Here is a 12,414-nt window from a genome sequence, read left to right as displayed (position 1 = left end):
TCAGCCTTTGTCCATCTCGTCGAGCACCTGGTGAACGCGTCCCTGGTCATCGTCGGACCAGGCGACGAGCGTGCCCGACTCGGCACTGTGCCGGCGATGGACCAACGCGAACTGAGCTGCTGTCAAGATGTGCGACTCGTTGATCACGTCGCTGTCCTGCACAGCGGCAAGCGCCCGAGCGGCCCGCAAAAGCATGATCTCCCCGCGGTGCCCGGCGAGCTCGAACTCCGCAGCGACCCGGGCGCAGGCGTGCAGAGCCCAGTCGACCCGGACTGTCGCGCGGCGATCGCGCGCCTCTTTGAGTCGCCTCGCGGTCCTCTCATCCATGGCGCGTTGCTCGTCCAGATACGGGGAGGTCGGCTTGGCGAACTCCTCGTCGAACCTCAGCACGTTCTCCAGCACCTGCCTGCGGTAGGTGGCGTCGTTGTCCGGCTTCACGGTCACCACCAGGCCGAACCGGTCGAGCAGCTGCGGCCTCAGCCCGCCTTCGTCCGGGTTCATCGATCCCACCAGCGCGAACTTCACCGGCACCGAGGGCTGGTCGACATGATCGTGCTGCACCTCCAGCACACCGGTGGAGGCCGCATCAAGGATGATGTTCACCAGATGATCGTCGAGCAGGTTGACCTCATCGATGTACAGCATGCGGCCTTCCGACTCGCTGGCCTGCTCCAGCAGGCCCGGCTGCCGATAGTGCTCGCCGCGCAGCAGGGCCTCGACGCTCAGCCCGCCCAGAACCCGGTCCTCGGTCGCCCCGATCGGCAGCGTGACCGGCAGAGAGCTGTAGGCCATCCGCGAGAACGATCGGATCGTCGTCGACTTCGCCGTCCCCCGCCCTCCGGTGGCCAGCACGCCGACACCCGGATCCACGTATGAGATCTGGAGTGCCGTCTGTAACTCCTGTTGGCCGACGATCAGCGAGAACGGCAGGATCGAGTGGTCTGGGTCCGCGATCGTCACTTTGCTTCCTTCTCGCTCACATATTCAAGATCCGGCGGGACCCCTTGCCGCCACAGGTCGCTGAGCTGCCGGTGTATCGCGCGTTCCGCGCTCAGGCAGGTGGGCGTCGCCAGGTGGAGCGCCTTGAGCAGGTCGAAGCGGTGCATGTCATAGGCGACGTGAACGGACTCGGCGTAGGCCAGTGCCGCCTTGACCGCCCCGGCATAGCACAGGACGGCCAGTACCAACGGCGCCAGTGTGAGCAGCCACCACCAGTCCTCCGCACCCCACAGCAGCGCACCGGCGGCGATCGCGCCGATGCCCGCCGAGGCGGTCAGCTGGACCGCGGCGTCCATCGTGTCGCGGCGGTCATCGACGACGGCCTTCATCCGGTCGCCCAGCACCGCGTACAGCCGGGGCCAGGCGACGACCGTGTCGATGCTGTAGACGCGCCCGGCCAGGTCCTCCATCGCGGTGAGGACGTTGCCGAGGGCGGTGGCCCGGACGAGGTGGTCCGGCAGCGGAAAGCGTCGTCGCAGTTCCGATCCGGCGAGACCGGCCTGGCGGACCTGCTCGTCGGGCAGCTTCGTGGCGGATGGTCCGGGCAAGGCCGCCCGTTCTTCGAGCTTCCGTTTGCGGTGACGCTGCCACTTGCGCAGCAGACCCGCGCCCAGCCAGCTCGGCGGGCCTTGCTCGAGCAGGCGCATCACCGTCAACTGCAACGGGTGCAGCACCGCGGCGAGCACGATCACGGCCACGGCGATCAGTGCGATCTCCAGCACGCTCAGCTTGGTCGCCGTCGTCCACGCGGCGCGGAAGTCGAGCTCGTCGCCCGGTGCGCCCGCCCAGACCAGCACCAGCAGGAACAGCAGGAGGGCATAGGTGGGCAGGTAGATCACGCGGTACAGCCGGCTGGAGTCCAGGCCCTTCGGCGGGGTCGCTATCTTGTCCAGGCTCATGACTCGGCGCCCTCGCGCACCAGCTCCATCACATGATGTCCGGCCGTGGGGCACTTCGGCATCCGGCGCTCGTCGTAGAAGGACAGTGATGCGCCTTGGTCACAGCTTGAGCAGCGAAAGTCGACTGTTCGGTAACGGGTCGAGTCACCGGGCTGGGTAGCGCGATCACCTTCACCGGCGGGTGTGTCGCCGACCACACCCGCATCGCCGGGCTTGCGGCAAACCCTCCGCCGAGTGGTCACCCCGACCGAGGCTCCGGCGACTCGCAGTTCGATCCGCTGCGTCGCCGGATTCGCCTCGTACTTGGCGATCAGCGCTCGGCGCAGATCGGGCAGGGGAAGGTCGGTGGCCTCCTCATGAACCACGTCGGCACTGGTGACGGACGGGTCGGATTCGAGTAGCGTGCGGTAAAGGCTGCGCATCCGCCGGGTCGACGACTCTGATTCCACACCTGGAGGACCTACGGCACCGTAGCCTGCGGCAGAAGGCAATCGTCCGGTAACCGACAGCGCAGTGTGTTCACGCGGACAGGGGCCCGGTGCCGGTCACGCTGCTGATCAGCGTCCGCCCTCGTTGCCGGCGTCGCGCAGCCGGATGATGTACGCCGCGGTCAGCGCCACGCCGCGGTCCTCGTCCCGGGCCAGCTCGGCGAGGGTGCGGGACGCGGCCTCGCCCGGGATGCCGGCGAACGCCTGGGTCAGCCGCCGGCGGGCGGACGCGTCGGCGGCGTGGGTGTCGAGGTGGGTGATGAGCCCGGCGGCGATCCGGTCCGCGGTGGCGGGGTCGGCGGCGAGGGCGCTGAGGGCGTCGGCGGCCTCGACGTCGTTCACCTCGGCGACGACCATGTCGATGAGCGTCGGGACGGTGTCCGCCACGCCGCGCGGGCCGAGCGCCAGGGCCGCGTGCCTGCGCACGGCGATGTCGGCGTTGGCGAGCGCGTCGTGCAGCAAGGCGTCCGCGGCGTCGTCGCCGATCGCGGCGATGGCTTGGACGGCACGTTTACGCACCTCAGCCTCGGGTGCTTCGAGTCCGCGGGCCAGCAGTGCCAGCCCTTCGCCGCCCGATCGTGCCAGAGCCCAGCGCAGGGCTCCGGCGACGTTCGGGTCGGCTTCGCTCAGGGCCGCCTCGACCAGTGCCTCGACCGGCATGCGGTCCCCGGGGGCCGAGGACAGCACCGCTCGCTGGCGCCTGCCGGCGCTGTCCGAGTTGAGCGCCTGCAGCAGTGCGATGATCTGCAGGACGTCGTCCCAGCCGGCGGGCCCGGCGGCGCCGATGCGGCGCAGCCGGGTCAGCAGTTCCGTCTCGTCGGCGATGCGGTCGAGGGTCTGCTGGATGAGGTCGTCGACGAGCCCCGATGGCGTGAAGTCGGGGTCGTCGAGGGCGCGCCCGACCTCACGCAGCGACAGCCCGAGCGAGCGCAGGCTCTCGATGTGGAAGATCCGCCGGATGTCGTCGTCGGAGTACTCGCGGTAGCCGGTGCCGCTGCGCCCGGTGGGCCGCACGAGGCCGAGGGAGTCGTAGTGGCGGAGCATGCGGGCGCTGACCCCGGACCTGCGGGCCACTTCTCCGATCAACACTGGATGATCATCCTTCCTCGGCGGCCCTGCCCAGGGCCGCGACACGTTTGGCCGCCTCGACGGCGAGCTGGAAGCCGGCGTCCGGGTCGAGCCACAGCCGGTGCGTGGCGAGCGCGTGCTCGCGCACGCCGGGATCGGGGTCCGTGGTCGCGGCGTGCAGGATCGGCGTGATCACCTCACCGAGCGCGATCAGCGATCGGCTCAGGCTCAGCTGCGTCTCCCGCCCGCCGCGGCCGAGCTGCGTCACCAGGACGGCCGCCAGCTCGGATCGCGCCTCCTCGGGCGCCAGCACGACGGCCGCCCGCCAGGCGGTCTGCGCGACGGCGTCGTCGGGGTCGGTCAGCAGCGCGCCGGTGATCGCGGGCCAGGCCTGCCGGTCTCCGATCTTGGACAAGGTGTGCAGGGCCTGGCTGCGTGCCTGGGGCTGTGGCGAGCGGAGTTCGTCGACGAGTTGCGGGACCGTCGTCGACGGCGTGTGGCGGGTCAGCGCCCAGGTGAGCATCTCGCGTACGTAGAACTCGGGTTCGACGGCGCACCGCTGGACGAGCGCGGTGACCGAGCGCGGGTCCGGGGTCGTGCCGACGGCCAGTGCCGCCCGCAGCCGGACCGACGGGTCCCGGTGCGCCAGGGCACGGCGGGCCTGCGTGATGTTCGTCTCCTGCTCCTGCGTGGTCATCGGAACCACCTCCTCGACCGCAGTCAAGACCTTGTCACCGTGTCAAGGTCAAGCGCGAGCCGGGGTGTCGGGGTCATCACAGCGCAGTTCGCGCCGGGGCCGCTCAGGCTCCCATCTTGTATCGAGGGGTTGACACAAGTACTACTCTTGTACCGACCCCTCGATACAAGGAGCCGCCATGCTGCCTCGCCTTGTCGGCATCGCCCTGGGCGCCGCCGTCGCCTGGCAGACCGCCGCCCACCTGCCGCTCGGCCGCGGCTACGCCCTGGCCGGGCCCGCCTTCGCCATGGTGCTGCTGCTGACCGCGCTGGTCGCCGAACGGCTCACTCCCCGAGCCGCCACCACCGGACCACGCACCGCCTCGCTGACCGTGCGCCGCATCCGGGACTACCTGCCCGTCTACCCCACCTGGGTGGCCGGCCTCGGCACCGTCCTGCTCATCGCGCTGCTCACCGCCACCACCGCGGTCGGCGTCGCCGACGACCTGGGCAGGGCCGGACGAGCGATCAGCAACCGGTGCGGCGACGGGTTGCAGACCAACACGCCCTGGCCGGGCAGCTACTACTCGATCCCGATCCTCATCGCGACCGCCGCCTGCCTCGCACTGGCCTTCGTCGCGCTTCAGACGGTCACCCGCCGGCCCCGTTTCGCCGGCGACGACGTGGCCCGCCGCCGCGCCGGCGAGGTGATCATCAGCGGGTACGGCATAGCCGTGCTGACACCGCTGGCCGGAGTCGCCCTCGCCGCCGTCAACGGCGCCATGACCGTCCGATGTGTCGACCAGGACCCGGGAATCGGCCTGCCCCAGACCGTGGCCGCCGTGGCCGCGGTCGGGGTGGTCGTCTTCTGGGCCTACCTCGTCTCGGTGCTGCTGTTCGGACGCAAGGTGCGGGCATGACCCAGCTGCCCGAGATCGCGGTCGACACGGATCTGTACACGCCGCCATACGAACAGATCCGCCGGCAGATCGCCGACCTCATCAACAGCGGCGCCCTGCCCACCGGCCACCGGTTGCCGCCCATCCGGCAGCTCGCCGCCGACCTCGGCCTGTCCGCCGGGACCGTGGCTCGGGCATACCAGGAACTGGAGTCGGCCGGCCTGGTCCGCACGCGCCGTGCCGCCGGAACCGTCGTGGCCGGACCGGACCGGCGACCACGCGAGGATCGCGGGGAGACCCTGGCCCGCCAGTACGTCCAGGCCGCCAAGCAGCTCGGGCTCACCGTCGACGAAGCCCTCGCCGCCGTGGCCCGCAATTGGCCAGCCCCGTGACAGCGCCGCTAGTTCTCGCTGGAAGCCGTTGAGGGCGACCATCACGCTGCCCGGGTGACGAGGCGTCATCTGGTGTTGATCGGCATCGGATCAATATCGCATTCGACGCGTGAACCGAGCACCACCCGCGTGACAAATTCATGCTCACCGAGCAGATCTTGCCAACCGGTCAGCATAAGCTCCCACAGGTCATCGTCGGGTGTGCCGACAGATGCCAGGTCCAATGCCAGATTCGTGCCCGCCGCCAGCGTATCCGGGTGACGTGGTCCGCGCGCGTGGAGCGCGGTCGCGTACGCCTTCTGGGATACCCGCACCGCGCCGACCCGGTCACCAGTCAGCGACAGGTCGGTCGCATGGTTGACGGCGGCCGCGATAGCGTGCGGGTGGCTCGCTCCCAACAGTGTCGTGAGCTGATCAGCGGCCTGACGCCCCGTATCTCGGGCATCCGTACGCCGGCCACGGGCTCGTAGCATCGCCGCGAGACTCACCCGGGCGGCAGCGGTCTGCGGATGCCCGTCGGACAGCCTGCTCCGATAACCTTCGACGGCGTCACGGACGAGGCCCTCGGCCCGTGAGGTGACACCCGCATTCCGCAGCGCGTTGGCGTAACTGATCGTCACCGACAGCAGGTGGGCGTCCGAACGGTCGAGCATCTCGCGGCAGCGCGCATACAACACTGCGAGTTCGTCGAGCGCCTGGGGCCAGCCCAGGCGGCTGCGGGCAACCGCGGCCGTGCGCCGGGCCGCCAGCATGCCCGAGTCGCCCTCGCCGATCAGCCTGCTGCCGAGGGGCAGGTAGCGGTCCAGTAGCTCCAGAGCCCGGTCGTAGTGCCCCAGCCCGAACTGGTCCTCGGCGAGCGCGAAGGCGACCCGGACGGTTGCGGCGCTGTCCTCGGCCTCCAGCCGCTCGAATTCCCGCGTGTCCAGGTCGGCCGCCTCGGTGTAGCTGCCCGCATGGCGCAGGCTCGCCGACAGCCGCCGCCGGCAGTCCGCGGTGCGCGGGTGGGTTGTTCCCAACACCGCCAGTGATCGTTCGTAGTTCTGCCGGCTGGCCGTGACTGCCTGGGCGTATTCGCCGGCCACCAGTAGGTCGGTGGCCGCGCCGACGACCGCGGCCAGGGTCAGTTCATGGTCGGCACCGTGGACCGGGCTTGCGTGTAGTCGCCGAACCACGTCAACGGCCAGTTTCCGGGCCCGGGTGTACTCACCCAGTTCGCGCCACGCGTCGGCAAGCTCCGCCTGGACGGACAGCACCAGTTCGTGGTCGGGGCCGAGGAACTCGGGTCGCTGCCACACGTTCACGGCCTGACTCGCCAGGTCCGCGGCGCCGGTCAGGTCCCCGGTCAGCGACCGGTGCCTGATCACGTGGGCGATCAGCCGTTGTGCGTCCGAGTTGACCGACTCGACGAGCCTCGCGGGCTGAACGTGGCTGCTGATGGCAGCGAGCTCCCCCTGTGTCAACGTTCCCGGTGAACCCAGCGCCGCTCGGGCCAGGATCTCGTGCACGTGGTGGCGGGCCCGCGCGTCGGCATCGGCCGGCAGGACCGCCCGAAGCGCCTGCCTGGCGAGTCGCGTCATTTCGACCTGGTGCTCGGTCAACCGGATCAAGCCGGAGTTGGCCAGGGCACGCAGCGCCCGGCGCAACTCGATCCGGTTGCGCAGGATCATGGCCAGGGGCGATGGCAGCACCGCCCCGGCCCGCTGCAGCAGCGCGATCGGCACCGGCGCGGAGCCGAACCAGGCGAACAGGTCGCAGACGTCGCGGTGCTCCGGGCTCAACTCGGCCCGCGCGATGTCCAGCGCGCTGACCACCGGGTCGGACGGCGCGTACTGGGTGTGCAGCACGGCCGGGTCGATCAACGCCGCGATGTCCAGCGCCTGGGGCAGCCGGCCGGCCAGCTCGATGAAGTCGGCCAACTGGCCGTCGGTGATGCCCGGCAGCCGTCGTGAGAGGAACTCGCTGGCCTCGTCCGGCGCGAAGTCGAGCACCTCGACCTCGAGCATCGTGGCGTCGTAGGACAGCTCACGGTCGGTGGTGGTGAGGATGACGTGGCCGCCTTCGGACGGCAACAGCTCGCGAATGGTCCGCTCCTGCTCGCTGTCCACGTCGTCGAAGATCAGCAGGTACGGCACGTCGCTTGCGCTCAGGTACAGCCGCAGCTCGGCCAGGGAACCGTCGACACGGCTGTCGTCGAGCAGTCCGAGTCGTTCCGCGAGATCGATCATACCGACCCGCGCCTGATCGACGTGGCCGCAACGGACCCACCACACAATGGGGTAGTTCTCCGCATACCGATGCGCGAACTCGGCGGCGATCTGGGTCTTGCCGGAGCCCCGGATGCCGTGCAACACCACCGTCGTGTGTGCGCGCTGCTCGAACGCCGCACGGATGCGGGCCAGAGCGGCACGGCGGCCGGTGAACGAGAAGTTTCGAGCCGGCAGGTTCTGCACAGGCCAGTCGACCTGCCCACGGTCCCGTAAGCCTTTGAACCGTTTGTAGGAGGCCCTGGCTTCAGCCACGGCAACGCCTCCGTGCGCGGACGAGGAACCGTGCCGTTCGGCCGCGGTCGCCGCAGGCGACGAGGCAGTGGTGTGCGATGCGGCTCGGACATCAGAGTCAGCGGCCGGCGCGCGCGGCGCGATGCGTTCCGCGGCCACGGCGAACTCACCACCCAGGGCCCGCAACGCATCGGCGGCGATGACCGCGAACGGCCGGCTCGCCTGGTCCAGGGCAGCGGTGCCGGCCTCACTCGGGAAGAGCAACCGGTAGTCCAGAATCTGCCCGAACGGCGCCGCCAGGTCGCCGGGAGCGGCGGCGAGCGTCATGAGCACGTCATGCAGATCAGGCCGGCTCGCTGTCCGACGCAGCAGGTCCCGGACGCCAGGTGCGAAGTCGTACGCCACGGCATTGCGGGCGGCCACACCCGAAGCGCCCGCGACACGGGTCAGCAGCCCGGACAGGAAGACTTCGGCGAGGTCTGCCGGGCCCGATGAGGGCAGCAGAGAGCGCTGCACGTGCTGCATGATCGGCACGGTCAGCGGCGCGGCCGACAGGTGACCTGCCAGCGCGAACGCCGCGTCAGTCGCCCATACGCGAAACGCTCTGACTCGTGCGCCCACCTCACCGCCGCCAGTCTGGCGTGGCGCAGACGCCGTGAGGTTCACCGCAGCGCCGGGCACCCTGGGCTGGCCTTCAGCGATCGCCTTGCTCCAGGCCGCCAGCCAGTCCGGGCGAAACTCCAGCAACGGCACGCTGAGGAACCGGATACCGTCGCGCGGAACAGCCCTGGCTCCGCCGCGCAGCTCACCGTGCAGGCCGCCGTCGGCATGCCCCGCCGGGCTCCACCAGACCGGCACGGCGGCCAGGCGGGTCCGCTCCCACAACCGATGCGGCAACGCGTGAACGACGGCGACCGGACCGCCGCGACGCCATTGCGCCAGCATCGCCACCGCATCGTTGTGCCAGGCGGCCCCGATGCCATCGGTGTACATGACGACAAGGCGCGGCCTGGCCGGGTTCCAGAGCACTGCCGGACGCTGCGACCGGCCTGCGGTCGGGGCGTGCCGCAGCCGCTGTGGACCCACCCAGCCGGTGTCGGCGTCGAACGCGTACAGCTGGATAGACCGGAAGGCTCCCAGCCGCTCAAAGGTGCGCCGCAGCTCCTGCGCGCCGTCACGCCACAACTGCATGGACTGGCTGATATCGACGACCAGCGCCAGGTCGAACCGCTGTTCGCGGCTGGGGCGCATCACCGGCACCAGCCGCCCGACGTCGGCGCTGAAAGACGCGGTCGCATCCTCGTCGAGTTCGTGCCGCCTAGCCGCGATGGAGGTGCGCCGCCACGGCCGCAGCGCCCGCATGAGCGGCAGCTGGGCCGGGCCGGACCAGGTGCTCACCGCGCGCAGCGCCGAAGCCCGGACCGGCGACCCGGCAGCAGCGCCGACGTCGGCATGAACCGGTAGCACCTGCAGCTCCGATGGGCCCGGCAGCGACGCGCCGAGGGACGACTCGGCGCCCGGCGCCGGCATCGGCAGCTTATCCGATCGCGTATCTTTCGGCGGCCTGAGCGCCGTGGCGCGGTCCGGCCCGGCAGACACGTGGGCGGCCAGCCACAACGCGTCCGCGATCTCCTCGGCGCGGAACCGCTCAAGACCGGTGATCACGCGGGCGAGCCCCGCGCCGGCGTCGGTCACTGCGACTCGTCCGCCAGCGGCGCGACCAGCCGCTGCAGCACGTCCTCGGTGACGTCCCGGCCGGACCGGGCCAGGAACAGCAGGTTGAGCAACTGGTCGATGGCCCGGTCACGGCCGTCGGCGTGCAGGCCCAGGAAAGCCTCGATCCGCGCACGAGTCACGTCGTCGACCTGGCCGAGGTGAGCGGCCACGATCGCGGTCAACTTGGCGCCGTCCGGCGCGTCCAGATGCAGCCGCAGGCACCGACGCTGGAACGCCGCCGGAAATTCGCGCTCGCGGTTGCTGGTCATCACCACGATCGGGAAAGCCTGGCAGCGGACGCGGCCGTTGACCACGCGATGGCGCCGACCCGGATCCGCCGTGAACACCTCGACCCCGGCAGGGTCGTCCGGCAAACGCTCCAGCTCGGGAACGACGAACGTGCCCTCCTCGAATACATGAAGCAGGTCGTTGGGCAGGTCCACGTCACACTTGTCGATCTCGTCGATGAGCAGGACCCGCGGTCGGTCAGCATCGAGCAGTGCGGTGCCCAGCGGACCGAGACGGATGTAGTCTCCGACGTTGGACACCGTGCCGTTGTCGTTGCGCTCCTGCATCCGCCCGATCGCGTCGTAGAGGTACAGGCCTTCGAGCAGCGTCGACCGGCTCGTGATCGGCCAGTGCAGGACCGCGCCGAGGCCGAGCTCGTGAGCGATGCTGTACGCCAGGGTGGACTTGCCGGTGCCCGGTGCCCCGGACACGAAAAGAGGCCGACGCAGGTAGATCGCCGCGTTGACGAGATCGACCGTATGGCGGTCCGGACGCAACGCCGCACCGGCGTTCGCACCGATGTGACGCGGGATCGTGGCGTCCACCAACTGGTCGCCGTCGCCGTCGAATTTCCGCCACGGCGGAGGCGCAGGCAGCTGCTCGATACGGTCATGCGGCCGCCCGCCGCCGTCGAAGATCCACCAGGCCGGCGGTTCGGCTCGTACGTTGTCGGCCACGGTCACTCCTCGCGTGCGTAGGGGGCGATCAGCATGGATGGCGGTTCGGGGAGCCCGGATGGGTCGTCCCACATCAACACGAACTCGGTCACCGACCGGCCGCTGGCGACCGCTTCGATCCGCAGTCGGCGTACGACGGCGGGCAGCTCGTTCAAGGCGTCGGCCGAACACAGGTCGGTCACCACAGCCTGCAGTCCGGTGAGGGCGTGGGGAGCACGTGCCCACAGCACCGCCGGCAGTCCCGCCCGTACCGCCAGCACCAGCGCGTCCGGCCTGTCGCGCCCGCCCACCTGGTAGGGCTGCGCGAGTCCGAGGCACACCAGTTCCTCCCGCAGCAGCAGGCCGGCCAGGTGCGTCGCCCACTCGTCGTGGGGCACCGGCTGCGGCCAGTCGACCCAGTCGGCCATCTCACGATGCGACACACCACCGGCGCGCAGCCGATGCCATCGTGCCCACCACTGCGGGTGAGCATGCGCATCGGCCAGCCTGTCCAGCGAGCGGACCACGACCGGATGGACCAGCCCCAGCGGCTCGTACGGACCGGCCCCGACCGACCAGCTCTCCACCGGCTGGTCAAGCAGCGACCAGGGCAGCAGGAACTCCACGGTCACCATGACCGGACCGGAGTCGACGAGCATCGCCGACAGCCGCCGAAGGAGCTCCTCGCCCCGTGGGCGAACGTCGTCGGGACCCAGCACACCGTTGACGGGATACGGCGTCGTCCCGCCGTCCTGCCACGACCACCACGCATGCAGCCGGTACAGCTGGTCGTCCAGCGGGTGCGGATCGACCCGGATGAGCAGTCGGGCCGGGCGTGCCGAAGGATCGGCCGGCGGCACGGGTGTGAGCAGAGTGCGGACCCGGTCGGCAGGGATCCTCAGCCGCCGCGCCACCTGGCGGATCCACGGGTACACCACGGAGCCGGCACCGCGGCGCTCCCGGGCGAGGCACGCGACGAACACGAGCAGCGGCGGCATGCCCTCGTCGAACGCCATGGCCTCGAGCGACTCGCTCAAGGCAGTGGCGCCGACGGCGGGGTCGAGGTTGAGCGGCACGAGTCCGTCGAACGTCCGGTCCAGGATCCGATCCAGATCCACGGCGGTCGGCGGCGGGTCAAGGAGGTCGAGGTGTCTGTGCAGCGCCTCCCGCTCGGCTGGCAGCAGCAGCTCGGCAAGGACGCTGCTCGTGTGCTCACGCCCGTCGCTGTCCTTCGCCTCAGCCGGACCGTGGTAAATGATGAATTGGGTGTTGTTCGAGCCGATCTGCTGTCCCTGCGTGCCGGAGGTGGTCACGTCGGCACCGGTACGCTCGGCCTCCACTCCATCCTCCTTGATCGACACCGCTGTATTCGCAAGGTTCTAGTGTGGAACCCGCGACCCAGGCGGCGGAAGGTGGGTAGTCATGGATCCGGTGGTATCACTCGTGGTATCGGCGCTGGTGGAGGGCACGAAGGCCGGATTGAGCGGCGCGGCCACGACGCTCGTCACCGAGACGCTGCAGAAGCTCAAGGGACTCGTGGTGGGGCTACTGCGTCGCGGCGGAACTGCCGAGGAGGCGGGCCAGAGCCTGGTTGAACAGGCCACGGATCCCGCCAAGGAGCAGCATGCGACCCTCGTCGCGGAACTCACCAGAACCGGTGTCGACGATCCGACACATCAGGCGGCGCAGGAGTTGCTCAACCTCCTCCGGAAGGCCGCCAAGTTCAACGTCGACGCATCACATGCACAAGGAGTGCAGATCGGCGACCACGGCACACAGACCATCCACTTCCACTGACCCGCGTTGTTCCCGCGTACGTGGCAAGTCCGCGTTCCG

General features: G+C 70.1%; 11 protein-coding genes. 3 read left to right on the top strand and 8 right to left on the bottom strand.

Going from position 1 to position 12,414, the window contains the following annotated elements:
* From Cco03nite_RS10605 to Cco03nite_RS10585, 5 genes are all read right to left on the bottom strand, one after another.
* Entirely contained in the window at positions 1-960 is a 960-nt protein-coding gene (locus tag Cco03nite_RS10605) for an AAA family ATPase (RefSeq protein WP_203691752.1), read from the bottom strand.
* The gene (locus tag Cco03nite_RS10600) at positions 957-1,898 is read right to left on the bottom strand and encodes a hypothetical protein (protein ID WP_203691743.1); all 942 of its coding nucleotides are present in this window, start codon (positions 1,896-1,898) and stop codon (positions 957-959) included. Before Cco03nite_RS10600 ends, Cco03nite_RS10605 begins: the two co-directional genes overlap by 4 nt.
* The gene (locus tag Cco03nite_RS10595) at positions 1,895-2,320 is read right to left on the bottom strand and encodes a hypothetical protein (RefSeq protein ID WP_203691742.1); all 426 of its coding nucleotides are present in this window, start codon (positions 2,318-2,320) and stop codon (positions 1,895-1,897) included. The genes Cco03nite_RS10600 and Cco03nite_RS10595 overlap by 4 nt, the downstream gene beginning before the upstream one ends.
* A gap of 135 nt (positions 2,321-2,455) precedes the next feature.
* Positions 2,456-3,475, bottom strand: coding sequence for a MerR family transcriptional regulator (locus Cco03nite_RS10590; RefSeq protein WP_203691740.1), 1,020 nt, complete (start codon positions 3,473-3,475; stop codon positions 2,456-2,458).
* A 7-nt stretch (positions 3,476-3,482) separates the two neighbouring features.
* On the bottom strand, positions 3,483-4,151 hold the full coding sequence (locus Cco03nite_RS10585) for a HEAT repeat domain-containing protein (protein ID WP_203691738.1): 669 nt from the start codon (positions 4,149-4,151) through the stop codon (positions 3,483-3,485).
* Between the two features lie 178 nt (positions 4,152-4,329).
* Between Cco03nite_RS10585 and Cco03nite_RS10580 the strand changes: the two genes are divergently transcribed.
* Both Cco03nite_RS10580 and Cco03nite_RS10575 read left to right on the top strand, forming a co-directional pair.
* Positions 4,330-5,049, top strand: coding sequence for a hypothetical protein (locus Cco03nite_RS10580; protein WP_203691736.1), 720 nt, complete (start codon positions 4,330-4,332; stop codon positions 5,047-5,049).
* The gene (locus Cco03nite_RS10575) at positions 5,046-5,420 is read left to right on the top strand and encodes a GntR family transcriptional regulator (RefSeq protein WP_203691734.1); all 375 of its coding nucleotides are present in this window, start codon (positions 5,046-5,048) and stop codon (positions 5,418-5,420) included. Before Cco03nite_RS10580 ends, Cco03nite_RS10575 begins: the two co-directional genes overlap by 4 nt.
* Positions 5,421-5,485: 65 nt before the next feature.
* On the opposite strand, the gene fxsT is transcribed toward Cco03nite_RS10575, so the two are convergent.
* From fxsT to Cco03nite_RS10560, 3 genes are read right to left on the bottom strand one after another with little or no spacing between them, the layout of a single operon-like run.
* On the bottom strand, positions 5,486-9,613 hold the full coding sequence (gene fxsT / locus Cco03nite_RS10570; RefSeq protein WP_203691732.1) for an FxSxx-COOH system tetratricopeptide repeat protein: 4,128 nt from the start codon (positions 9,611-9,613) through the stop codon (positions 5,486-5,488).
* Positions 9,610-10,605: an AAA family ATPase gene (locus Cco03nite_RS10565; protein ID WP_239167276.1), complete on the bottom strand. Its 996-nt coding sequence runs from the start codon at positions 10,603-10,605 to the stop codon at positions 9,610-9,612. Before Cco03nite_RS10565 ends, fxsT begins: the two co-directional genes overlap by 4 nt.
* Positions 10,602-11,918, bottom strand: a complete 1,317-nt coding sequence (locus Cco03nite_RS10560) for a VMAP-C domain-containing protein (protein ID WP_203691730.1) — start codon at positions 11,916-11,918, stop codon at positions 10,602-10,604. Before Cco03nite_RS10560 ends, Cco03nite_RS10565 begins: the two co-directional genes overlap by 4 nt.
* Positions 11,919-12,000: 82 nt before the next feature.
* On the opposite strand from Cco03nite_RS10560, the gene Cco03nite_RS10555 reads away from it, so the two are divergent.
* Positions 12,001-12,375 carry a hypothetical protein gene (locus Cco03nite_RS10555; RefSeq protein ID WP_203691728.1) on the top strand — a complete coding sequence of 125 codons (375 nt, stop codon included), beginning with the start codon at positions 12,001-12,003 and terminating at the stop codon, positions 12,373-12,375.
* Positions 12,376-12,414: the final 39 nt, after the last annotated feature.

The organism is Catellatospora coxensis (assembly GCF_016862635.1).
GTDB lineage: Bacteria > Actinomycetota > Actinomycetes > Mycobacteriales > Micromonosporaceae > Catellatospora > Catellatospora coxensis.
This window is presented reverse-complemented; position numbering and strand designations above follow the sequence as displayed.